Origin of the sequence: Mesorhizobium sp. M8A.F.Ca.ET.161.01.1.1 (assembly GCF_004792105.1) — a bacterium.
Lineage (GTDB): Bacteria > Pseudomonadota > Alphaproteobacteria > Rhizobiales > Rhizobiaceae > Mesorhizobium.
The window spans coordinates 276218-298515 of record NZ_SRTD01000004.1 but is presented as its reverse complement, the minus strand read 5'-3'; the positions used below and the strand labels follow the sequence as shown (position 1 = coordinate 298515).

At 63.7% G+C, this 22298-nt stretch carries 21 protein-coding genes; 13 read left to right on the top strand and 8 right to left on the bottom strand.

The annotated features are described in order from the left end of the window. The first annotated feature begins 30 nt into the window (after positions 1 to 30). From EN804_RS12970 to rsmA, 3 genes are read left to right on the top strand one after another with little or no spacing between them, the layout of a single operon-like run. Positions 31 to 963: a peptidylprolyl isomerase gene (locus tag EN804_RS12970; protein WP_189524065.1), complete on the top strand. Its 933-nt coding sequence runs from the start codon at positions 31 to 33 to the stop codon at positions 961 to 963. Positions 964 to 976: 13 nt separating this feature from the next. Then, positions 977 to 1993, top strand: a complete 1017-nt coding sequence (gene pdxA / locus EN804_RS12965; protein WP_189524511.1) for a 4-hydroxythreonine-4-phosphate dehydrogenase PdxA — start codon at positions 977 to 979, stop codon at positions 1991 to 1993. A gap of 25 nt (positions 1994 to 2018) precedes the next feature. After that, positions 2019 to 2852: a 16S rRNA (adenine(1518)-N(6)/adenine(1519)-N(6))-dimethyltransferase RsmA gene (gene rsmA / locus EN804_RS12960; RefSeq protein WP_135919648.1), complete on the top strand. Its 834-nt coding sequence runs from the start codon at positions 2019 to 2021 to the stop codon at positions 2850 to 2852. Positions 2853 to 2990: 138 nt separating this feature from the next. Here the strand turns inward: rsmA and gmk are convergent, their stop codons facing one another. From gmk to fabD, 7 genes are all read right to left on the bottom strand, one after another. Further along, entirely contained in the window at positions 2991 to 3647 is a 657-nt protein-coding gene (gmk, locus tag EN804_RS12955) for a guanylate kinase (protein WP_027053294.1), read from the bottom strand. A gap of 21 nt (positions 3648 to 3668) precedes the next feature. After that, a complete protein-coding gene (locus tag EN804_RS12950; RefSeq protein ID WP_135883317.1) occupies positions 3669 to 4559 on the bottom strand; it encodes a YicC/YloC family endoribonuclease in 891 nt (296 codons plus the stop codon). Between the two features lie 155 nt (positions 4560 to 4714). Then, positions 4715 to 5983, bottom strand: a complete 1269-nt coding sequence (mltG, locus tag EN804_RS12945; RefSeq protein WP_135919646.1) for an endolytic transglycosylase MltG — start codon at positions 5981 to 5983, stop codon at positions 4715 to 4717. 99 nt (positions 5984 to 6082) lie between these two features. After that, a complete protein-coding gene (gene fabF / locus EN804_RS12940) occupies positions 6083 to 7345 on the bottom strand; it encodes a beta-ketoacyl-ACP synthase II (protein WP_135883319.1) in 1263 nt (420 codons plus the stop codon). A gap of 34 nt (positions 7346 to 7379) precedes the next feature. Next, entirely contained in the window at positions 7380 to 7616 is a 237-nt protein-coding gene (locus tag EN804_RS12935; protein ID WP_006203723.1) for an acyl carrier protein, read from the bottom strand. A gap of 212 nt (positions 7617 to 7828) precedes the next feature. Beyond that, the gene (gene fabG, locus EN804_RS12930; protein ID WP_135915339.1) at positions 7829 to 8566 is read right to left on the bottom strand and encodes a 3-oxoacyl-[acyl-carrier-protein] reductase; all 738 of its coding nucleotides are present in this window, start codon (positions 8564 to 8566) and stop codon (positions 7829 to 7831) included. Between the two features lie 57 nt (positions 8567 to 8623). Then, the gene (gene fabD, locus EN804_RS12925; protein ID WP_135919644.1) at positions 8624 to 9565 is read right to left on the bottom strand and encodes an ACP S-malonyltransferase; all 942 of its coding nucleotides are present in this window, start codon (positions 9563 to 9565) and stop codon (positions 8624 to 8626) included. 244 nt (positions 9566 to 9809) lie between these two features. On the opposite strand from fabD, the gene EN804_RS12920 reads away from it, so the two are divergent. After that, positions 9810 to 11771, top strand: a complete 1962-nt coding sequence (locus EN804_RS12920; RefSeq protein ID WP_127871431.1) for an LTA synthase family protein — start codon at positions 9810 to 9812, stop codon at positions 11769 to 11771. A gap of 46 nt (positions 11772 to 11817) precedes the next feature. On the opposite strand, the gene EN804_RS12915 is transcribed toward EN804_RS12920, so the two are convergent. Then, on the bottom strand, positions 11818 to 13458 hold the full coding sequence (locus tag EN804_RS12915) for a pilus assembly protein (protein ID WP_127871430.1): 1641 nt from the start codon (positions 13456 to 13458) through the stop codon (positions 11818 to 11820). A gap of 464 nt (positions 13459 to 13922) precedes the next feature. Here EN804_RS12915 and rpsF point away from each other — a divergent pair, with 464 nt between their 5' ends. From rpsF to EN804_RS12870, 9 genes are all read left to right on the top strand, one after another. Next, positions 13923 to 14411: a 30S ribosomal protein S6 gene (gene rpsF, locus EN804_RS12910; protein WP_027144123.1), complete on the top strand. Its 489-nt coding sequence runs from the start codon at positions 13923 to 13925 to the stop codon at positions 14409 to 14411. Further along, positions 14411 to 14659 (top strand): 30S ribosomal protein S18, encoded by a 249-nt coding sequence (gene rpsR, locus EN804_RS12905; RefSeq protein WP_006203718.1) that lies wholly within the window; start codon positions 14411 to 14413, stop codon positions 14657 to 14659. The genes rpsF and rpsR overlap by 1 nt, the downstream gene beginning before the upstream one ends. A 215-nt stretch (positions 14660 to 14874) precedes the next feature. After that, positions 14875 to 15459, top strand: coding sequence for a 50S ribosomal protein L9 (gene rplI, locus EN804_RS12900; RefSeq protein WP_127871428.1), 585 nt, complete (start codon positions 14875 to 14877; stop codon positions 15457 to 15459). Positions 15460 to 15611: 152 nt separating this feature from the next. After that, positions 15612 to 16904, top strand: coding sequence for a cyclopropane-fatty-acyl-phospholipid synthase family protein (locus EN804_RS12895; RefSeq protein WP_135883323.1), 1293 nt, complete (start codon positions 15612 to 15614; stop codon positions 16902 to 16904). An 88-nt stretch (positions 16905 to 16992) separates the two neighbouring features. Next, positions 16993 to 17316 carry a YnfA family protein gene (locus EN804_RS12890; protein WP_127280224.1) on the top strand — a complete coding sequence of 108 codons (324 nt, stop codon included), beginning with the start codon at positions 16993 to 16995 and terminating at the stop codon, positions 17314 to 17316. A 1-nt stretch (position 17317) separates the two neighbouring features. After that, on the top strand, positions 17318 to 18289 hold the full coding sequence (locus tag EN804_RS12885) for a small ribosomal subunit Rsm22 family protein (RefSeq protein ID WP_135919642.1): 972 nt from the start codon (positions 17318 to 17320) through the stop codon (positions 18287 to 18289). Between the two features lie 238 nt (positions 18290 to 18527). Beyond that, positions 18528 to 20018, top strand: a complete 1491-nt coding sequence (locus EN804_RS12880; protein ID WP_127871426.1) for a replicative DNA helicase — start codon at positions 18528 to 18530, stop codon at positions 20016 to 20018. A gap of 92 nt (positions 20019 to 20110) precedes the next feature. Next, the gene (gene radA, locus EN804_RS12875) at positions 20111 to 21514 is read left to right on the top strand and encodes a DNA repair protein RadA (protein ID WP_127871425.1); all 1404 of its coding nucleotides are present in this window, start codon (positions 20111 to 20113) and stop codon (positions 21512 to 21514) included. Positions 21515 to 21558: 44 nt separating this feature from the next. Continuing rightward, positions 21559 to 22218 carry a CvpA family protein gene (locus EN804_RS12870; RefSeq protein ID WP_127278760.1) on the top strand — a complete coding sequence of 220 codons (660 nt, stop codon included), beginning with the start codon at positions 21559 to 21561 and terminating at the stop codon, positions 22216 to 22218. Positions 22219 to 22298: the final 80 nt, after the last annotated feature.

The window sequence follows — 22298 nt, the reverse complement described above, 5'->3', positions numbered from 1 at the left end:
GGAATTGGGCGGAGCCGGAATAGAATTGGGATGCTAACGATGAGGAAATACCTCTTTTCAGCAGGGTTCGCGTTGCTTGTGGCGGCGACATCCCTGTCGATGACCGTGATGACGCCGCCGGCTTTCGCCAGCGAGATCAAATACGTCGTCAACGACATAGCAATCACCAGTGGTGACATCGCCCATCGTGCCGCCTTCCTGAAGCTGCAACACAAGAAGGGCGACGCTGCCCAGGAAATGATCGACCAGACGCTGCGCCTCGCCGAGGCCAGACGGCTTGGCATCCGTATCAGCGATGCCCAGGTTGAGGCCGCCTATCAGCGCTTTGCCACCAACAACAAGATGCAGCTCGGCCAGCTCGACGGCGTCATGGAAAAATCCGGCGTCAGCAAGGACCATTTCAAGGAGTTCATTCGTGCCCAGATGGCATGGAACCAAGCCTTGAGCGCGCGTTACCGCTCCGGTGAAGGTGGCAGCGTGACCGAACAGGACGCGGTGCGGCGCATGCTTGACAAGGGCGGCGCCAAGCCGAGCGCCATGGAATACATGCTGCAGCAGGTCATCTTCGTCGTGCCAGCGGCCGAACGCAGCGCGACACTGGCCAAGCGCAAGCGCGAGGCCGATGCCATGCGTGCCCGCTTCAACGGCTGCAACACGACACGCGAGTTCGCCAAGGGCCTGATCGACGTCACCGTTCGCGACCTCGGCCGGATTCTGGCGCCGCAACTACCGCCGGACTGGGCCGAGCAGATCAAGGCGACCAAGGTCGGTGGCGCCACCGTCACGCGCGAGACCGAACGCGGCGTCGAATTCATCGGCATCTGCTCGTCGCGCGAAGTGTCCGACGACAAGACGGCACAGATGGTATTCCAGAGCGAAGGCTCCAACGACAAGGCCGCCGACGATCTCAGCAAGAAATATGTTGACGAGCTGAAGGCTAAAGCCCGCATCGTCAAGCGCTGACGTGGGCCGCGCGATGACCGCGCTGGCGTTGAGCGTCGGCGATCCGTCCGGTATCGGACCTGAAATCGCCATCGCCGCCTTCCTTGCGCGGGACGCCGTCGGCTTGCCCCCCTTCTACCTTCTGGCCGACCCGGCCGTGGTCGCGGCGCGCGCGCGCCTCCTTGGCGTTTCGCTGCCTGTCCAGGAAGTGACGCCGGTGCAGGCGATCGAGGTCTTTGGCCGCGCCTTGCCGATCGTTCCCCTGACGGAGCGCTTCATCGACAGCCCCGGCCGGCCAGACCCCGCCAACGCAGCCGGCACCATCGAAGCGATCGACCGCGCGGTCGAGGCCTGCCTTGCCGGCGAGGCGGCCGCCGTGGTGACTTGCCCGATCGCCAAGAAGCCGCTCTATGATGCCGGCTTCCGTTTTCCCGGCCACACCGAATATCTGGCGCATCTGGCGGCTCGGCACAGCGGCGTCGAGGCGATGCCGGTGATGATGCTGGCAGGCCCGGACTTACGCACGGTTCCCGTAACCATCCACATCGCCCTGGCCGACGTGCCGAAGGCCCTGAGCACCGAATTGATCGTCGCGACCGCACGCATCACCGCGGCCGACCTTGCCGGCCGCTTCGACATCGCCAGGCCTCGGCTCGCCATTGCCGGCCTCAATCCGCATGCCGGCGAAGGCGGCTCCATGGGCATGGAAGACGAGCATATCGTGCGCCCAGCGGTCGACATCCTGCGCGCTGAAGGCATCGATGCTTTCGGGCCCTTGCCCGCCGACACGCTGTTCCATGCCCGGGCGCGGGCAGGCTACGACGCCGCACTGTGCATGTATCACGACCAGGCGTTGATCCCGGCCAAGACGCTGGCCTTCGACGAAGCTGTCAACGTCACGCTGGGCCTGCCCTTCATCCGCACCTCCCCCGACCACGGCACCGCCTTCGACATCGCCGGCAAGGGCGTGGCGCGGCCGGACAGCCTGATAGCGGCGCTGAAGCTCGCCAGGAAGCTCGCCGACATCGACGCGAAGGCCGTCGCCGCATGAGTGCTTCCGCTTCCGGTCTTCGCGCATGAGCATCGATGGGCTGCCACCACTGCGCGACGTCATCGAGCGCCATGGGCTGCAGGCGAAAAAGGCTCTCGGCCAGAACTTCCTGCTCGATCTCAATTTGACCGGCAAGATCGCACGCAGCGCCGGCGACCTGGCAAATGCCACGGTGATCGAGGTCGGGCCCGGGCCTGGAGGGCTGACAAGGGCGCTGCTATCGAACGGCGCCCGCCGGGTCGTTGCCATCGAGCGCGACGAACGCTGCCTGGCTGCGCTTGCCGAAGTCTCCGCTCATTACCCCGGTCGGCTGGAGGTGATTTCGGGCGACGCGCTGAAGACCGACTTCGCGGCACTCGCCTCGGAGGCCGACCACGGTCCGGTCCGGATCGTGGCCAACCTGCCTTACAATATCGGCACGGAACTGCTGGTCCGATGGCTGACGGTCCCAAACTGGCCGCCCTACTACGCCTCGATGACGCTGATGTTCCAGCGTGAGGTCGCCCAGCGCATCGTGGCGGCACCCGACAGCGATGCCTATGGCAGGCTGGGCGTGCTCGCCGGCTGGCGCACGCAGGCCAGGATCGCCTTCGACGTCCCGCCTCAGGCCTTCACGCCGCCACCCAAGGTCACCTCTTCGGTGGTGCACCTGGAGCCGCGCACGACACCCCTGCCCGCCGATGTGAAGAAACTCGGCCGAGTCACGGAAGCCGCCTTCGGCCAACGCCGGAAGATGCTGCGGCAGAGCGTGAAAAGCCTCGGCGGCGAGGCCTTGCTCGAACGAGCGGGGATCGACCCGACGCGCAGGGCGGAAACACTCAGCATCGAGGAGTTCGTGCGGCTGACCAATGCGGTCTAACTCCGCTCTCTCCGTTCACGGGGAGACGATGCCGGCAGGCAGATGAAGGGCAGTGCGAAGTTGCGAAGGTATGGTGCTGCCCCTCGTCCGGTCCTTCGGGCCACCTTCTCCCCGTTGACGGGAAGAAGGAAAGGGCGATCACACCGTTTTCTCGTCCAGCAATCCCGACACGAAATCGAAGAGACCCGGCCGGCGGTCGCGCCGCAGCCGCTCGGCAACGACGATGCCGCGCACTTCGGCGAAGGCACGGTCGAGATCGTCGTTGACGATGACGAAGTCATATTCCTTCCAGTGCTCGATCTCGTTGCGGGCGTTCTTCAGCCGCGTCTCGATCACCGCTTCCTGGTCCTCGGCGCGGCGCTTCAGCCGCGCCTTCAATTCTTTCATCGACGGAGGCAGGATGAAGATCGAGACGATGTCAGCGCGCATCTTCTCCTTGAGCTGCTGAGCGCCCTGCCAGTCAATGTCGAACAGCATGTCGCGGCCCTGCGCCAGCGCCAGTTCGGCCGGCTCGCGCGGTGTCGCGTAGCAATTGCCGTGCACCTCCGCCCATTCGAGGAGCGCGTCGGAATCGCGCAGCCGCTCGAATTCGCGCATCGTGCGGAAGTGGTAGTGAACGCCCTCGATTTCCGAACCCCGGCGCGGCCTTGTGGTAACCGAGACCGACAGTTCAAGGCTTGAATCGCTCTCCAGAAGGTTGCGCGCGATCGTCGACTTGCCGGCCCCCGATGGAGACGACAGGACGAGCATCAACCCCCGGCGGCGGATGCGGGACCCCAAATCCCTGGGAACCATCGGTTCCTTGGCAACCATCGGCTACTCCAGATTCTGGACCTGTTCACGAAACTGGTCGACCACGGCCTTCAACTCCAGCCCAATCGCTGTGACTGTCGCGGCGTTCGACTTGGAGCACAGCGTATTTGATTCGCGGTTAAATTCCTGTGCCAGAAAATCGAGCTTGCGGCCGACCGCGCCGCCGCCCTCAAGCAAGGCCCGGCCAGACGCGACATGCGTTTTCAGCCGGTCGATCTCTTCGCGAATATCGGCCTTGGTGGCAAGGAACGCCGCCTCCATGTGCAGCCGGCTTGCATCCAGATTGGCGGATGCGTCCATCAGCAGCCTGACCTGCTCGGCGATGCGTTCGCGGATCACCGCCGCATCGCGTGACGGGTCAGCTTCCGCGCTCAGGGTCAGCGTCTCGATAGTATCGACATGGCCGGACAAAAGCACGGCCAGTGCTGCGCCCTCACCGTGCCTGGCCTGTTCCAGGCCGTTCAGCGCCACGTCGAGCGCGGCCATGATGGCGGCGTCGAGTGCGGTCCGCGCCTCTTCGGTCTCGATGGTTTCAGGTACGTCGAGCACACCACGCAGCGACAGCAATCCGTCAGCCGTCGCGGGCGCGACGCCGAACTGCTCCTGCAGCCGCTTGGCCAGGCCGGCAAGATCCTTCAGAAACGCCTCGTTGACGATAGGTTGCGCCTGCGTGCCGGCGGCGCGGCCGATGGTCAGCGTCGCCTGGAAATTGCCGCGGGCGAAACGCTTCTGCAGCGTTTGCCTGACCACAGGTTCCAGCCGCTCGAATCCTTGGGGCAGCCGCAGTCGCACCTCGACGCTCTTGCCATTGACGGATTTGACTTCCCAGGCAATGGAGGTGCCGTCGTGCTCGGCGACGGCCCGCGCGAAACCGGTCATACTTTGCAAATTCATGTCGCCCGCACATCCCTGGCGCCTCACCCTGAAACCGGTTTTCCGGTAGGGCAAGCGCGGCTTAAAATGACTACGCCGCGAACGCGTCGAAATCGGACGCCTGGCGTTCTCTCAAATGTCAGGCCGCCGCCTTCCAGGCAACGCCTTTCTTCACATTACTGGGCTGCGCCCTCATCACCGCCGGCATCGCCATTGTCGCCGCCGCTGGCATCGCTGTCGTCGGCTGGCTTGTCTGCTGCAGGCTTGTCGGCACTGCCGCTGGTACCGGCGGCAGCGGCGGCCTTGGCTGCGTCATCGGCCTGCTTCTTCTGCAGCGCGCGATAGCGGGCGACGTTTTCATTGTGCTCGTCCAGGGTCGCGGCAAAGACGTGGCCGCCCGTGCCGTCGGCGACGAAATAGAGATCGTCGGTCTTCGACGGATTGGCCACGGCTTCGAGGGCCGCGCGGCCGGGATTGGCGATGGGTGTCGGCGGCAAGCCGCTGATCACATAGGTGTTGTAAGGCGTCTGCTTCTGGATGTCGGACTGGTAGATCGGACGGTCCGCCGGCTTGCCCTTGCCGCCAAACAGACCGTAGATGATGGTCGGATCGGACTGCAGGCGCATGCCCTTGGCCAACCGGTTCAGGAAGACGGCGGCCACGCGTGAGCGTTCATCGCCCTTGCCGGTTTCCTTCTCGACGATCGAGGCCAGGGTGACAAAGTCCTCGACGCTGGCCAGGGGCAGATCCGGCGCGCGCCGCTGCCACACCTCATCGACCAGTTTCTTCTGATCGGCGAGCAGCTTGTCGACCATCTGCTGGCGCGTTGCGCCACGCGTGAAGCGCAGCGTGTCGGTGGCAAGACTACCCTCGGGGGGCGTCTTCGACGGCATATCGCCGCTCAGGGCGGGTTCGTCGGCGATGCGCTGCAAAGCCTGCTCGACCGTCAGCCCTTCGGGAATAGTCAAAGAGTACATCACCGACTTGCCACTCTTCAGGAGTTCCATGATGTCGCGCATGGACGCCCTGGGCTTGATCTCGTATTCACCGGCCTTGAGCGCGGAATCGTTGCCGAAGGCACGCACGCCGAGGCGGAACACGCGGGCGTCGCTGATCAGTCCGCGGCGCTCAAGCTGGTCGGCGATATCCTGGACGCGGGTGTTGGGCTTGACGAGGAAGGTGTCGCCATTGGCGGAAGGGCCGGGTTCGGTAAACTCCTGCTTGCCGAAATAGAGGGCCACGCCTGCCGCCAGAACCATCAGCATCACCGAGGAGATGACGAAGTTCATGAACACGACGATCTGGCTGCGCGAAGCGCGCGACCGTTTCGGCGGCGGCGTTCCAGCCTCCGGCCGCAGCGCCTCGCTTGCCGTCTTCGGCACGATCGGCCCGGCATTCGCCGGCCTTTGCCCGAATTCTCCGTTGCCTGACGGATTTGTGTTCATTTCGCCCTACCGTTCGATCTCTCAACGAATCCCCTGCGGCAGAGTAGGGGCGAATATGGCAAAATTGACGGCACGCCAAAGCACCGCCCGGCAGCTCGGTCAGCCATTATAACGCTGGAAGACCAGCGAGGCGTTGGTGCCGCCGAAGCCGAAGGAATTGGACAGTGCCACGTCGATCTGGCGCGGGCGCGGCTTGTTCGGCACCAGGTCGATCGCGGTTTCGCGCTCGGGATTGTCGAGGTTGATGGTCGCCGGTGCGATATTGTCACGGATGGCGAGGATCGAAAAGATCGCTTCGGCGGCACCGGCCGCGCCCAGCAAATGGCCGATCGACGACTTGGTCGACGACATCGAAATCTTGGAAGCCGCATTGCCGACCAGCCGCTCGACAGCGCCGAGTTCGATCGTATCGGCCATGGTCGAGGTGCCGTGCGCATTGATGTAGTCGACATCGGCCGGCGTAAGCTTTGCCCGCTTCAGCGCCGCGGTCATGCAACGGAAGGCTCCGTCGCCATCTTCAGCCGGCGCGGTGATGTGATAGGCGTCGCCGGTCAGACCGTAGCCGGTCACCTCGGCATAGATCTTGGCGCCGCGCGCCTTGGCATGCTCGAGCTCTTCCAGAACCACGACACCGGCCCCCTCGCCCATGACGAAGCCGTCGCGGTCGCGGTCGTAGGGCCGCGAGGCGGTTTGCGGGGTGTCGTTGCGCTCGGTCGAGAGTGCCCGGCAGGCCGCGAAGCCGGCGAGCGAAAGTCGGGTCACCGGCGATTCGGCGCCGCCGGCCAGCATGATGTCGGCATCGCCGAAGATGATCAGCCGGGCGGCGTCGCCAATGGCGTGCGCGCCGGTCGAGCAAGCGGTGACGACAGCGTGGTTGGGGCCTTTCAATCCGTGCCGGATCGAAACCTGGCCCGACACGAGATTGATGATGTTTCCGGGAATGAAGAATGGGCTGATGCGGCGCGGGCCGCGTTCCTTCAGGATGATCGCGTTCTCGGCGATGCCCTCGAGACCGCCGATGCCGGAGCCGATCAGCACACCGGTGGCGCAACGCTCTTCTTCGGTGGAAGGCTGCCAGCCGGAATCCTTCAGCGCTTCATCGGCGGCCGCGATCCCGTACAGGATGAAGTCGCCGATCTTGCGAAGTTCCTTCGGCTCGAGAATGGCTTCGGGATTGAGCGTACCGTTGGAGCCGTCGCCACGCGGAATGACGTGGGCGATCTTGCAGGCAAGATCGTCCACTTCGAACTCGGTGACGCGCTTGGCAGCGCTGCGGCCGGTCAGCAGTTGCTTCCAGCTGTGCTCGAAGCCCATGCCGAACGGCGAAACCAGGCCAAGGCCCGTGACGACGACACGCCTCATCGCAGGTCCTCCCCGGTGACGACTGCGGAAAGCGTCAGGCCGAAGCCTTGTCGATGTACTTCACCGCATCGCCAACGGTCAGAATGGTCTCTGCTGCGTCGTCGGGGATCTCGACGCCGAATTCTTCTTCGAACGCCATGACGAGTTCAACCGTGTCGAGGCTGTCAGCGCCCAGATCATCGATGAAGCTCGCCTGCTCCGTCACTTTGTCGGCATCGACGCCAAGGTGCTCGATGACGATCTTCTTGACGCGCTCTGCGGTGTCACTCATTTGGGGCATCCTCGTCTTTTGTTTGTCTGTCTTCGTTAGCGGGCGGAATGCCGCTAATCAAGCTGAAAGATGGTCCTGCCGGAAACGCAACGGCCACGGACCGGTTTTTGCCCGAACCGCCGGGTTGCGGGCCGCATTACACGAAAAATTGCCGAGGTCCAAGCCGAAATGGTGGGTTTTCACAGCGCGGCGATGTTGCTGCCGGAGCTCGCTCAGATCATCGCCATGCCGCCATTCACGTGGATGGTTTGCCCGGTTACGTAGGCGGCCTCGTTCGAAGCCAGATAAGCAACGGCGGACGCCACTTCGGCACTGGTGCCCATGCGCTTCGTCGGGATCGCCGCCATGATCGCCTCTTTCTGCTTCTCGTTGAGCTTGTCGGTCATCGCCGATTCGATGAAGCCCGGAGCGACGCAGTTGACGGTGATGTTGCGGGTGGCGATTTCCTGCGCCAGCGATTTGGACAAGCCGATCATGCCGGCCTTGGAGGCGCAGTAGTTCGCCTGGCCGGGATTGCCGGTCACGCCGACCACCGATGTGATGTTGATGATGCGGCCATGGCGGCGGCGCATCATCGGGTGGGTCAGTTCACGGGTCAGCCGGAAAACGGCGGTGAGATTGACCTCCAGCACCGTATCCCAGTCGGCGTCCGACATGCGCACGAACAGGCCGTCCTTGGTGATGCCGGCATTGTTGACCAGGATATCGACGCCCTCGAGATCGGCCTCCGCCTTCTGGCCGAGTGCCTTGACCTCGTCACGGTTCGACAGGTTGGCCGGGAACAGCTTGACCCGATCGCCCAGTTCGGAGGCCAGCGTTTCCAGTTTCTCGACGCGCGTGCCGTGCAGGCCGACGATCGCGCCCTGCGCATGCAGCACCCTGGCGATCGCCTCGCCGATGCCCCCCGATGCGCCGGTGACAAGCGCCTTGCGGCCGGTCAATTCGAACATTTTTGTCTCCAGGTTGAGAAGAGGGCGCCCCTTATAGGGATGGTCTCAAATGGCGCTTTATGCAAGCGCCGCAAGTGCCGCCTCGACCTCGGCCGAGGAACCGACGGACGCGGTGGCGATATCGCGGTTGATGCGGCGAGCCAGTCCCGAAAGCACCTTGCCGGCACCGATCTCGCAAAGCGTGGTGATGCCGTTGGCGCCGAACCATTCCACCGTTTCGCGCCAGCGCACGCGACCGGTCACCTGCTCGACCAAGCGCCCGGCGATCTCGTCGGGATCGGTCGACGGCTGCACCGATACGTTGGACACGACGGGAACGACTGGCGCGGTCTTTGCCACGCCGGCAAGCGCCTCGCGCATGACGTTGGCCGCCGGCGCCATCAGCGCCGAATGGAAGGGCGCCGACACCTGCAGCATCAGCGCACGCTTGGCGCCCTTATCGGTGCACAGTTTCGCTGCCAGCTCGACCGCGACCTTTGCACCTGAGATGACCAGCTGGCCGCCGCCATTGTCGTTGGCGATCTGGCAAATCGAGCCCTTAGCGGCCTCGGCGCAGGCATCTTCGACATCGGCCTGCTCCAACCCGATGATCGCCGCCATGGCGCCCTCGCCGGCCGGCACCGCCACCTGCATGGCGTTACCGCGAATGCGCAGCAGACGAGCGGCATCGGCGACGGAAACGAAGCCGGCGGCGGCGAGTGCCGAATATTCGCCCAGCGAATGGCCGGCGACATAGGCGACCTGGTCCTTCAGCGAGAAACCGCGCGCTTCCAGCGCCCTGATCGCCGCCAGCGATACCGCCATCAGGGCCGGCTGCGCGTTGGCCGTCAGCGTCAAGGTCTCTTCGGGACCTTCCCAGATCAGCTTCGACAGGTTTTCGCCGAGCGCATCATCGACTTCCTGGAAGACCCTGCGCGCTTCGGGAAAGGCATCGGCGAGATCCTTGCCCATGCCGACAGCCTGGCTGCCCTGTCCTGGAAAGGTAAATGCGACGGCCATGCGAGGGCTCCCCAGACTGGTTCTGCTTGCGTGATACTACGAATTTTCCCTGCCTGTGACGCAAGGCAGGCCGCCAAGTCAAGCCACTTCAGCCCATGCCGAAGGCCGTATCCTTGAGCGAGTGCCTGTTCCGAAAGGGCTTTTTGGCGATCACACCTGATGAAAACCGCTCACGAATCGTTTGCTGGCTCTTCTTATTTCCGTCACAGGCGCTAGCTTTGCGTGACAATTATATGACAATCGAATGACGTGGGTTGTCTTTGGGTGGGAAGTTAAAGTGGCAAAGAGTTCGAAACGTGCCGGCAACGCCGCGCCGCAATTCCTGGAAGACGATCCGTCCACCGGCTATCTGCCGGGCCGGAGATGGCCGGTCGTCCGCTACGGGCTGATCAGCCTGGCGATCTCGGCCGTCATGGTGTTCGCCATCGAACTGATCGTGCGCGGTGATGTCGCCGGCACCGTTTCCTTCTTCCTGCAGCCGTTTAAGCCGGGCTGGACCACCATCGTCGTGTTCGCGCTGGTCCTGATCGGCCTCGATGCCGTGCTCGGCCGCAGTCATCAAAGCCTGATGATCGTCGCGCCGCTGACCCTATCGCTGGCCTTTGTCGGCCACCAGAAGTCGCATTATCTCGGCGACCCGCTCTATCCGACGGACTTCCTTTACGCCCGACAGATCTTCGCGCTGTTGCCGCTGCTGGTGCGCGAGCGGCCAATGACCGCGCTCGCCATGGTCGCGGGCATCGTGGTCGGCCTGTCCCTGCTCGTCTACGGCTGGCGTCTTTGGCGCCGCAAGGTTCCAGCCCTCAGCCACAAGGGCCGCCTCGCCCGGCTGACGCTGGCGGTGCCGCTGCTCGCCTTCTTCGTCTCAATCATGGACTACGCCACCTTCTCGTGGACCAGGGACCGGCTGCAGATCATCCCGATCATGTGGGACCAGAAGGAAAACTACGCCTCCAACGGCTTTGCGCTCGCCTTCGCGCTCAACGTGCCGATGGCGCACGTCTCTGCCCCGCCGGGCTATTCCGACAAGGCAATCGCGGCGATCGACAGGCCCGATGTGAGCGCCTCGGTGCCGGCCCAGAAGCCAGACATCATCATCGTCATGAGCGAATCCTTCTGGGATTCGACCAAGCTGCCCGGCGTCACCATCACGCCCGATCCGATCCCCAATGTGCGGTCGCTCCGCTCGGGCTCGATGTTCTCGCCCGAATTCGGCGGCATGACCGCCAATATCGAATTCGAAGCGCTGACCGGGTTCTCGAACGCCTTCCTGCCGGCCGGCAGCATCCCCTACCAGCAGTATGTACGCACCCCGACGCCATCGATGGCGACCTTCCTGAAGAGCGAAGGCTATAGGGCACGCGCCATCCATCCAGGCACCAACTGGTTCTGGAATCGCGGCGCCGTCTATGCCGATTTCGGCTTCAACGACTTCAAATCGGAAGAAACGCTGCCGCCCATGGAAAAGCGCGGACCGCTGGCATCCGACGCTGCGATGACCGACGAGATCATCCGCGAAGCCGACGCCAGCGACGACCCCGTCTTCTTCTTCGCGGTCAGCCTGCAGAACCATGGCCCGTATGAGCCGAACCGTTATTCGAACCCGACCCACTCGGTGCAGGCGCCGATCAGCCAGTGGGCGCGTGACTCGCTGCTCTCCTACGCCGAGGGTTCAGCCGACGCGGACCGCGGCCTCGAGCGGCTGATCGAATGGGCCAAGACGCGCGAGCGGCCAACGATTGTTGCCTTTTTCGGTGACCACCTGCCGCCGCTCGGGCCGGTCTATGTCGAGACCGGCTTCCTGAAGGACAACGTCGCGCCCCGCAAGGAACCGACGCCGGAGGCCGCTCTCGAACATCACGCGACTCCGCTGATCATCTGGTCGAACCGTTCGGGCCCGGTCGAGAATCTGGGGACGGTGAGTCCTGCGTTCCTGCCCTATCATATCCTCACCGCCGCAGGCATCACCCACCCCTACTACACCGGCTTCCTGGGCGAGATGCGGGAGCGCTATCGCGTTGTCGACCGCAACCTGCTGCTCACGCCGGCCGGCGCGGCCACGGCCGACTGGTCGCGTCAGAAAGAGATCGACCCGGCGATCCGCGACTTCCGGCTGATCCAGTACGACATGATGTTCGGCAAGCGCCATGCCGCGCCCGACTTCTTCCCCGAGACGGTCGACAAGGTTGTCGCCCATACGAGTTGAAGGTCTGGACCCCCCGGATGCATCGCGCGCTCTCGGCATCGGGCGCTCAATTCGTCAGTTGCAGCTTCGAGAACTTGTTGGCGATCTGCTGAAAAACATTCGGCAGCTTGGCCGGATCGTTGACGGCATAATAATCGCTCGGATCGGAAGCGCAGGCGCTGTAAAGCGTGCGGTTGGCGGCGGTGTCGGACTGCAGCACCATCGTGTAAATCTGCACGCCCTGGTTCTTCAACTGCGTGCAGACGCTCTTCGTCCAGCCGTCGACATTGCGGGCCGCCGTCGTCTGATTGTCCGACCCGAAGCGGCCACCCGCCAGATAGCCGTAGGATGTGTAGTCGGACTTCGTCGATTGCTGGCTGGCGCCGTAGACGACGTTCTCACCGTCGGTGAGCAGGAGTACGATCTTGCTGACGCCAGGCGTCTTGAATGGCGCGCCGCCGGTATAGGGCGCGCCGGGCGAAAGCACCCGCATGCCCCAGGACAGCCCCTCCGAGACGTTGGTGCCGGAGCCGTTCCATTCCGTCATCTGGCTCGCCGCCTTACGCAATTTGTCGAAATCGTCGGTCAGGGGAACGACGGGGGTCGGGCAGGAACGGTTGGGACCAACGGTGACGGGAGTTCCTGTCTCGGTGATAAGTTCCTTGGCCGGCGCCACATATTTGGCAACCTGTTCCTTGGTGGCTTTGTCGGGATCGCTGTCGAGGCCGCTGAAGTCGATGCCGAGCCGGTTGTCGCCTTTCTGTTTGTCTAGCTTGACCGTGTCGCTGGCGTCGCTGAGATAGGAATTGTTGTAGTATTTTGCCTCATTGCCATAGGAACTGGACGGCATCTGCGCATCTCCCGGATCATCCGGCGCAAAATAGGGAACGAACAGCGTGTCGGGCTTAGCCGGGTCGGGCGGCGTGTCGGAAATGTTGTAGGCGCCGGCCCGCGCCTCCACGCAGCCCTTCCATCCCGTGTCGTTCCATCCGGGCTCGGCCCATCCGGTGTCCTTGAGCTGCCTGAACAGGGCCATGTGGTTCGGGCGCTTGCCGTCGATGACGGGGAAATTGATACCGTTGGTCGAGGATTTGCCGTCCATGTCGATCCAGGACGGATCGAACCCGTCGCCATTGACGTTCACGGCCGTGACGAAGGGAACCAGCGAGGCACGGACCTGGCGCGTCGGCGACTTTGTCGATTCGAGCGTATCCAGCAACGACTTCGTCGCCGTCCTCAGAGCCGTCATGCGGGCGCCAGCCATCGAGCCGGTATTGTCCAGAACCAGCACGACTTCGAGCTGGTTATTGGACTCGGCCGCCGAGGCATCGACCACGATGTGCTTGCTCTGGCCAAACAGGAAAGCGAAGTTCAGATTGACGTCGGCCGAGGCGACCGCCTTGGTCTTGATGAAATTGACGCCCCTGTCGACGGTCAGGGTCGCCTGCGCGTTGACGAGTTCGCCATGGCCAGCGATGTTGGCCTGGAAATAGCGGTCGAAAGCATCGGTGCGGGTCATGTCGAGATCGCCAAGATGCGAGGAGGCAAGGTTTGCCGCATCGAGCGCGTTCTGCAGGTTGCTCTTCGCCCGCATCATGGTCGAGACATCGGTCGCGAAGGCCACGGCCGACAGAATGGCGGGTAGCCCCAATCCCATGAGAAGCGCGAAATTGCCGCTCTTCGAGCGCCAGAACCTGTTGAGAAGCATCCTTACCCCCGAAAATGCTTGCCGCTTGTCATGCACGGCTGTCCGGGCTTTTGCACCTTTCATAATGAATCGACCGTTGACGGCGGAGGGCAACCCTGCGCAACCTGACATTGTGGTTAAGGTCCGGTTGCCGGGGAAGATCGCCGGGCCTTGCTGGCGCCGCGGCTTGATTTTCTGGTGGTTGCGACATCGGGGACGCCGCTTGCCCTTGCCTTATCGGTGGATTGCTATATAGACGCCGCCAATCTGCCGGTCCCAGCTGGGGGCTGAACGGAGGGCCGGAGGTTTTTTCGAGAACCTTCGTGTGAAGCCAGAAGCGCTTCCGCCTCCCGTGTCTCCGCTCTCGACCGTCTCGTCATGCTCCTTTCTTCCCGCGCCTTTCGAGGCACATGCGGGTCAGAGAAGTTGCAGAGGCTTTTGCCGCCGGGAACCGGGAGAGAAACGAAGAAAGGCACTGAACCATAATGGCTCTTTACGAACATGTGTTTCTTGCCCGGCAGGACCTTTCGCAGCAGCAGGTCGATGCGCTTGTCGAACAGTACAAGGGCGTCATCGCAGCAAATGGCGGGTCCGTCGGCCGGGTCGAGAACTGGGGACTGAAGTCCCTCACCTACCGGGTCAACAAGAACCGGAAGGCATACTACACGCTGATGGACCTCACCTGCCCGCCGGCAGCGCTCAACGAGATGGAGCGCCAGATGGGTCTGTCCGAGGACGTGCTGCGTTTCCTGACCATCAAGGTCGAGGCGCATGAGGAAGGCCCATCGGCCATGATGCAGAAGCGCGAAGAGCGCTCCGAGCGCGGTGGCTTCGGCGATCGCGACCGTGGCGATCGTCCGGCGCGCAGCTTCGGCGACCGCGGCGATCGTGGCCCGCGTTCGTTCGGCGATCGCGAAGGCGGCGACCGTGGTCCGCGCCGTCCGCGCGAAGGTTTTGAAGGGGGTGCAGAATAATGGTCGACATCAATCAGATCCCGACCCGGCGCCCTTTCCATCGCCGCCGCAAGACCTGCCCGTTCTCCGGCGCCAACGCACCGAAGATCGACTACAAGGACGTGCGCCTGCTGCAGCGCTACATTTCCGAGCGCGGCAAGATCGTGCCGTCGCGCATCACCGCCGTCAGCCAGAAGAAGCAGCGCGAGCTCGCCAAGGCGATCAAGCGTGCCCGTTTCCTCGGCCTGCTGCCCTACGTGGTTCGCTAATTCTTCCGAGCGGGCGGTTCGCCGCCCGTTCCTGTCGCCGGCCATGACGGGCATGACCGGCTAGCCATCAAATCCCGAGTTGAGGTCAATAACCTCTAACTGCCGCGACAGGCAGGACAGCGACACCGGCGGCAACGCCCTTTTGCTTCCTGACCTGTTCCAGAGAATTCGGCGTCGGCCTCGTGGACGGACGCCCAACCAAAAGGAACATAGCCATGGACGTCATTCTTCTCGAACGCGTTTCCCGCCTCGGCCAGATGGGCGATACCGTCAAGGTCAAGGACGGTTTTGCCCGCAATTTCCTGCTGCCGCAGGGCAAGGCGCTGCGCGCCAACGAAGCCAACAAGAAGAAGTTCGAGGGCCAGCGCGCCCAACTCGAAGCCCGCAACCTTGAACGCAAGTCGGAAGCGGCCCAGGTCGCCGAAAAGCTTGACGGCAAGAGCTTCATCGCGGTGCGTTCGGCCGGCGAGACCGGCCAGCTCTACGGTTCGGTGTCGACCCGCGACATCGCCGACCTGCTGACCGCGGAGGGCTTCACGGTCAACCGCAACCAGATCCAGCTCAACCAGCCGATCAAGACCATCGGCCTCACCAATGTGGCGATCGCGCTGCATCCGGAAGTCGAAGTCACCATCACGCTCAACATCGCCCGCACGGCCGACGAGGCCGAACGCCAGGCCAAGGGCGAGACGCTGACCACCGCCGAAGCCATTTACGGCGACGACATCAACGACAATGCGCGGCCGGAAAACTTCTTCGATCCGAATGCCGAGTTCGAAGGCGGCGAAGACAACGCCTGATCGCACAGGTCCCCGGACCACCGCTCTCCAGCCATTCTGGACCAATGCCCGGGCCTCTCGCCCGGGCATTTTTGTGCCAAAAGGAACTTTTCGAAACCCTATATATTGATGCAGAGTAGGACAGCCTGTCTGACCGTGAGGGGACATTGGACATGAATATTCTGTTGAAGCGCGTTCTCGACCGCCTGGTGCGCACGGGCAATCTGAAGGTAACCGGGCCGAAGGGTTCGACATTCATCTTCGGCGACGGCAGCGGCGAGCCGGTGCATATGCACATCAAGACCCGCCATGCCGAGCGCGCCATCTCCTTCGATCCGATGCTGGCGGTGCCTGAATCCTATATGGACGGCGAGTTGGACATTCTTGAAGGCGGCGTGCTTGGGCTGATGCGCATTGCCTTCCAGAACATGGGCAGCGGCGGCATCGACGCGACCTGGTCGAAAGCCATCGAGGGCCTGCGCCACGCCTTCCGCCGCCTGCAACAGATCAACACCGCCTCGCGCTCGCGCCGCAACGTGCAGCGGCACTACGACCTGTCAGGTGAACTCTACCGGCTCTTCCTCGATGAGGACATGCAGTATTCCTGCGCCTATTTCGAGCAACCGGACATGACGCTGGAAGAGGCGCAGGCAGCCAAGAAGCGCCATATCGCCGCCAAGCTCCGGCTGAAGGCGGGGCAGACGGTGCTCGACATCGGCTCCGGCTGGGGCGGGCTCGGCCTCTATCTCGCCAAGGCTTTCGACGTCGACGTGCAGGGTGTGACGCTGTCGACCGAACAGCATGGCGTCGCCACGGACCGGGCGCATGCGCAAGGGCTGGAAAACCACGTCCATTTCGAACTGAAGGATTATCGCGAGCTCAACGAACGCTTCGACCGCATCGTCTCGGTCGGCATGTTCGAGCATGTCGGCGTCAACCATTACCGAACCTTCTTCGACAAGGCGGCAACATTGCTGAAGCCTGATGGTGTCATGCTTCTGCACACGATCGGCCGCTCCGGCGTGCCGTGGGCGACCAGCGCCTTCATCCGCAAGTATATTTTCCCGGGTGGCTATATTCCGGCGATGTCCGAGGTGCTGCCGGCGATCGAAAAGTCCGGCCTCGTGGTCACCGACGTCGAAATCCTGCGGCTCCACTATGCCGACACGCTGAAGCACTGGGGCCAGCGCTTCGCCGCCAACCGCGACAAGGCCAAGGCGATCTATGACGAACGCTTCTGCCGCATGTGGGAGTTCTATCTGGCCGCCTCGGAGGCTGCCTTCCGTTGGCAGGACCTGGTGATTTTCCAGTTCCAGATCACCAAGAAGAACGACACGTTGCCGATGACGCGCGACTACATGACCAAATGCGAAAAGGCACTGGAAATGCGCGACATGGGTCGCCGCGAGGCGGCTCCAGTCGAGAAGCCCGTCAAGCCGGCCCGGCGCCGCAAGGTGGCGGAATAGGAACGGCGCTGCAGAACGCATTATTGGCGCTTGCCATTGCAGGCTCCTGCCCCGAAAAAGGCCTCGTGATCGTAGCGAGGCCTTTTTCATGACCTATCTCCTCTATGCCGCCGCAGCGCTGGCCGAGATCGCCGGCTGTTTTTCGGTATGGGCCTGGTGGCGGCTGGAAAAATCGCCTTTGTGGCTGGCGCCGGGCTTTGTCTCGCTGCTTGTCTTCGCCTGGCTCCTGGCACTGGTCGACACCAATGCAGCAGGGCGAGCCTATGCCGCTTACGGCGGCATCTACATCGTAGCCTCGCTGGCCTGGCTCTGGCTGGTGGAAGGCGTGCGGCCCGACCGCTGGGATCTTGGCGGTGCGGCACTCTGCGTGGCAGGTGCCTCGATCATCCTGCTCGTGCCGCGAGGAGCATAGCGTGGAGTTGCCGGCCCCTCTTCGACAGGCTGTCGATCGCATTTTGGAAAAGGTGCCGCTGCCGGACCTGAAGCAGGCGGCAAAGACGCTCTCCGACCGTTACCGCGCCGAACTGCGCGACGGTCGCCTGCACATGGCGCAGGACATGGCGGCCAGGGCCTATCTGGCGACGCGGCTGCCGGCGACCTATGCCGCGGTCCGCGCCAGCCTCGATGCGCTCGCCGAAGCCCGGCCGGATTTCACGCCGAAAACCTTGCTCGATGTCGGCGCCGGCCCTGGTACGGTGCTTTGGGCCACCAGCGACCTCTGGCCTGAACTTGAACTGGCCACGTTGCTGGAGGCGAGTGCCGCGGTGCGCAAAATCGGCGAGACACTTGCCGCCGATGCGATCGCGGCCCGGACCATCTGGCAGGCCGGCGATGTCACGACAGACCTTGCCGACCTCCAGCCCGCGGACCTCGTCACATGCGCCTATGTGCTGGACGAGATCGTGTCAGCATCCCTGGCCAAAATGATCGACCGGCTATGGCACCTCACGACCGACACGCTGCTGATTATCGAGCCGGGCACGCCGGCGGGCTGGCAGCGAATTCTGGCGGTGCGCCAGCAATTGATCGCCGCCGGCGCGCATGTGCTGGCGCCTTGTCCGCACGAAGCGCCCTGCCCGCTCAACCCGCCCGACTGGTGCCATTTTTCCCGCCGCGTCGCCCGCTCGCGCCTGCACCGGCTGGCCAAGGACGCCGATGTGCCATGGGAGGACGAGAAATTCATCTATGTCGCCGCTTCGCGCCAGCCGGCTGTCTCCCGCGCCGCACGGGTGATCGCGCCGCCGAAGTCAGGGTCCGGCAAGGTGTCGCTGAAACTCTGCGAAGCAGACGGCAGCGCCGGCGAAAAGCTCTTCACCAAACGCGACGGCGACGCCTTCAAGGTGGCGCGGCGGCTGGACTGGGGCGATGCGCTGGCACGAGGATGAAACGAACGCGACGGCTCCGCGATCCGGTGCCAATCGCTCCACTTTCCTGTTTTGTTCTCCTTCGAGAAACGCTAAACTCGCAACTCTCGATTCGAGTCAATTGCGATTCTTTCCACGGAAAAATTTTGGCTGTGAATCGCGAGTATCAAAGCCGCTTCGACACGGGCTGTTGCAGATAAGTCAGCACCGACTTGTCCAGTTCTGATATCGAAAGGGCGGGATCGAAATTGGGGACATCATGGCAGAGGCAGCGCGAAAATTCGGCGTGGCGGAGCAACCGCTCTATCGTGAATCGCCCAACAACATCGAGGCCGAGCAGGCGCTGCTTGGCGCCATCCTGGTCAACAACGATGCCTTCTACCGGGTGTCCGATTTCCTGAAGTCCGGTCATTTCCATGAACCCCTGCACCGCAAGATCTTCGACGTCGCGGCCGAATTGATCCGCATGGGTAAGGCGGCGACGCCGATCACGCTGAAGACCTTCCTGCCGGCCGACGAAAAGGTCGGCGACATGACGGTGGCGCAATATGTCGTGCGGCTGGCGGTGGAAGCCGTCACCGTCGTCAACGCCACCGATTACGGCCGCGCCATCTATGACCTGGCGACGCGCCGGGCGCTGATCACGGTCGGCGAGGACATGGTCAACATCGCCTATGACGCACCTGTCGACATGTCGCCTTCCGAACAGATCGAGGACGCCGAGCGCCGCCTGTTCGAACTGGCTGAAACCGGGCGCTATGACGGCGGCTTCGAGAGCTTCACCGACGCGGTCAAGACCGCGGTCGACATGGCCAACGCCGCCTATATGCGCGACGGCGGTCTGTCGGGCCTCGCCACCGGCATGCGCGATCTCGACCGCCGCATGGGCGGCCTGCAGCCCTCCGACCTGATCGTGCTTGCCGGCCGTCCGGGCATGGGCAAGACATCGCTCGCCACCAACATCGCCTTCAACGTCGCCGAGGCCTATGTGCCGGCACAACAAGCCGACGGCTCGTTCAAGGCGGCCAATGGCGGTGTCGTCGGGTTCTTCTCGCTCGAAATGTCGTCCGAACAGCTCGCGACCCGTATCATTTCCGAACAGACGGAAATCTCTTCCTCGAAGATCCGCCGCGGCGAAATCAGCGAAATGGATTTCGAAAAGCTGGTCGCCTGTTCGCAGACCATGCAGAAGATCCCGCTGTTCATCGACCAGACCGGTGGTATTTCCATTGCTCAGTTGTCTGCCCGCGCGCGCCGCCTGAAGCGCCAGCGTGGCCTCGACCTGATCGTCATCGACTATATCCAGCTGATGCAGGGCTCATCCGCCAAGTCCTCGCAGAACCGCGTGCAGGAAATCACCGAGATCACCACGGGCCTGAAAGCGCTGGCCAAGGAACTGACCGTGCCGATTATCGCGCTGTCGCAGCTCTCGCGTCAGGTCGAAAGCCGCGACGACAAGCGCCCGCAGCTCTCCGACCTGCGCGAATCCGGTTCGATCGAGCAGGACGCCGACGTCGTCATCTTCGTCTACCGCGAGGAGTATTACCTCAAGAACCGCGAGCCGAAGCTCGGCACCGAGGAATACGTCAAGTGGGAAAACGAGATGAACGAGATGCGCGGCAAGGCCGAGGTGATCGTGGCCAAGCAGCGCCATGGACCGACCGGCACGGTCACGCTCGCCTTCCACGGCGAATTCACCCGCTTCTCTGATTTGGCCGAAGAGCACCACATCGCGGAGAGGTTCGAGTAGCCGTTTGACCGCGACCTCAACAACAACGGGTCTCGGCGCTCTACGACGCCCCCCTCTGTCCGGAACCCGCAACCGGGCGGGAAGGTAAAAGCGTGGCCAAATCCCGCGTCCAGTTCATCTGCCAGAATTGCGGCTCGGTGCATCAGCGCTGGGCGGGCAAATGCGATGCCTGCGGCGAGTGGAACACGCTGGTCGAGGAAGGCACGTCGGGCGGCATCGGCTCGGGGCCTGCCAACACGCGCAATGCCCGCAAGGGCCGCGCGGTGGTGCTGACCACGCTTTCCGGTGACATCGAGGACGCGCCGCGCATCATATCAGGCATCGGCGAACTCGACCGCGCCACCGGTGGCGGTTTCGTCCGGGGCTCTGCACTGCTGGTCGGCGGCGATCCCGGTATCGGCAAATCGACGCTGCTCACCCAGGCCGCGGCCGCTCTTGCCTCCAAGGGCCACCGCATCGTCTATGTTTCGGGCGAAGAGGCGGTTGCCCAGATCAGGCTGCGCGCGCAGAGGCTCGGCGTCGCGTCGGCGCCCGTGGAACTGGCGGCCGAGACCAATGTCGAGGATATCCTCGCCACGATCGCCGACGGCAAGCGGCCGGATCTGGTCATCCTCGATTCGATCCAGACGCTGTGGACCGACCTAGCCGACTCGGCGCCGGGCACGGTCACCCAGGTGCGGGCTGCCGCCCAGGCAATGATCCGCTACGCCAAATCCACGGGTGCCGCGATCGTGCTGGTCGGCCATGTCACCAAGGAAGGCCAGATCGCCGGTCCGCGCGTGGTCGAGCACATGGTCGACGGCGTGCTCTATTTCGAGGGCGAAGGCGGCCACCACTTCCGCATCCTGCGCACGGTGAAGAACCGCTTCGGACCGACCGATGAGATCGGCGTCTTCGAAATGTCGGACAAGGGTCTGCGCGAGGTCTCCAACCCGTCCGAACTTTTTCTCGGCGAACGGCACGCGAAATCGCCGGGAGCAGCGGTTTTCGCCGGCATGGAAGGCACCAGGCCCGTTCTGGTCGAGATCCAGGCGCTGGTCGCGCCCTCCTCGCTCGGCACGCCGCGCCGGGCGGTGGTCGGCTGGGACGGGGCTCGGTTGTCGATGGTGCTGGCGGTGCTGGAGGCGCATTGCGGTGTCCGTTTCGGCCAGCATGACGTCTATCTCAACGTCGCCGGCGGCTACCGCATCAGCGAGCCGGCGGCCGATCTTGCGGTCGCCGCGGCACTGGTTTCCTCGCTCACCGGTCTTGCCCTTCCCGCCGATTGCGTCTATTTCGGCGAAATCAGCCTTTCGGGCGCGGTGAGGCCGGTTGCGCATGCGCAGCAGCGCCTCAAGGAAGCCGAAAAACTGGGTTTTGGTAGCGCGGTTCTGCCCTTGGGCAGCGAGGAACTTGCTGGAGGGATCGGGGCCGGCGCTTTCCAACCCACCGAGCTTGCCGACCTCGTGGCGCGTATAGCCGGCTCACGGCGAAGCCGTGCCGACGATGAAGAGTGACGCGGCTCATCCGGTGGTGAGCAAGACAGAGTGGGGCGAAAGACATGCCGATTACGCTGCTTGACGGAATTCTCGTCGGCTTCACCCTGGTCTCGGCGATGCTCGCCATGGTTCGCGGTTTTTCGCGCGAAGTGCTCTCGGTGGTGTCCTGGGCGGCGGCGGCGGCGGCCGCCTTCTTCTTCTACAAGCCGGTCCTGCCCTACCTGAAGCCCTATATCGACAATGAGAAGATCGCCATGGCCGCTGCCGCCGGCGTCGTCTTCATCATCGCGCTGATCGTGGTCTCGGTCATCACCATGAAGCTCGCCGACTGGATCATCGATTCGCGCATCGGCGCGCTCGACCGCACGCTCGGCTTCCTCTACGGCGCCGCGCGCGGCGTCCTGGTCGTCGCGGTGGCGCTGCTGTTCTTCAACTGGCTGGCCGGCGCCAAGGCCCCGGCCTGGGTCACGGAAGCCAAGTCGCGGCCGCTGCTGGAACAGATCGGCGCCAAGCTGGAAAGCCTGCTGCCGGAGGATCCGGAAAACGCCATCCTCAAGAAGCTCAATCCGAATCAGCCGGCCGCCGAGACGCCCGCCGCGCCCGACGCACCGGCGGCGGATGCCCCAGCCGGCGGCGACGACGCCAATGCGCCAGCGCCCGACGACAACGACGCCGGTCCCGCCGACAACACGGCCAAGCCGGCGCCAGCGCCGGCGAACTGAGGTCCGAACGGGACGTCTGGCGATCGATCCATGTGAACGATCGCATGCAGTGCGTTGCTTTCGACGCGCGACCGCCTTAT

Excerpts from the sequence above, each read along its gene's own strand:
- EN804_RS12970 (WP_189524065.1), top strand. The coding sequence starts at position 31 with ATGCTAACGATGAGGAAATACCTCTTTTCAGCAGGGTTCGCGTTGCTT.
- pdxA (WP_189524511.1), top strand. The coding sequence starts at position 977 with ATGACCGCGCTGGCGTTGAGCGTCGGCGATCCGTCCGGTATCGGACCT.
- rsmA (WP_135919648.1), top strand. The coding sequence starts at position 2,019 with ATGAGCATCGATGGGCTGCCACCACTGCGCGACGTCATCGAGCGCCAT.
- gmk (WP_027053294.1), bottom strand. The coding sequence starts at position 3,647 with ATGGTTCCCAGGGATTTGGGGTCCCGCATCCGCCGCCGGGGGTTGATG.
- EN804_RS12950 (WP_135883317.1), bottom strand. The coding sequence starts at position 4,559 with ATGAATTTGCAAAGTATGACCGGTTTCGCGCGGGCCGTCGCCGAGCAC.
- mltG (WP_135919646.1), bottom strand. The coding sequence starts at position 5,983 with ATGAACACAAATCCGTCAGGCAACGGAGAATTCGGGCAAAGGCCGGCG.
- fabF (WP_135883319.1), bottom strand. The coding sequence starts at position 7,345 with ATGAGGCGTGTCGTCGTCACGGGCCTTGGCCTGGTTTCGCCGTTCGGC.
- EN804_RS12935 (WP_006203723.1), bottom strand. The coding sequence starts at position 7,616 with ATGAGTGACACCGCAGAGCGCGTCAAGAAGATCGTCATCGAGCACCTT.
- fabG (WP_135915339.1), bottom strand. The coding sequence starts at position 8,566 with ATGTTCGAATTGACCGGCCGCAAGGCGCTTGTCACCGGCGCATCGGGG.
- fabD (WP_135919644.1), bottom strand. The coding sequence starts at position 9,565 with ATGGCCGTCGCATTTACCTTTCCAGGACAGGGCAGCCAGGCTGTCGGC.
- EN804_RS12920 (WP_127871431.1), top strand. The coding sequence starts at position 9,810 with ATGACGTGGGTTGTCTTTGGGTGGGAAGTTAAAGTGGCAAAGAGTTCG.
- EN804_RS12915 (WP_127871430.1), bottom strand. The coding sequence starts at position 13,458 with ATGCTTCTCAACAGGTTCTGGCGCTCGAAGAGCGGCAATTTCGCGCTT.
- rpsF (WP_027144123.1), top strand. The coding sequence starts at position 13,923 with ATGGCTCTTTACGAACATGTGTTTCTTGCCCGGCAGGACCTTTCGCAG.
- rpsR (WP_006203718.1), top strand. The coding sequence starts at position 14,411 with ATGGTCGACATCAATCAGATCCCGACCCGGCGCCCTTTCCATCGCCGC.
- rplI (WP_127871428.1), top strand. The coding sequence starts at position 14,875 with ATGGACGTCATTCTTCTCGAACGCGTTTCCCGCCTCGGCCAGATGGGC.
- EN804_RS12895 (WP_135883323.1), top strand. The coding sequence starts at position 15,612 with ATGAATATTCTGTTGAAGCGCGTTCTCGACCGCCTGGTGCGCACGGGC.
- EN804_RS12890 (WP_127280224.1), top strand. The coding sequence starts at position 16,993 with ATGACCTATCTCCTCTATGCCGCCGCAGCGCTGGCCGAGATCGCCGGC.
- EN804_RS12880 (WP_127871426.1), top strand. The coding sequence starts at position 18,528 with ATGGCAGAGGCAGCGCGAAAATTCGGCGTGGCGGAGCAACCGCTCTAT.
- EN804_RS12870 (WP_127278760.1), top strand. The coding sequence starts at position 21,559 with ATGCCGATTACGCTGCTTGACGGAATTCTCGTCGGCTTCACCCTGGTC.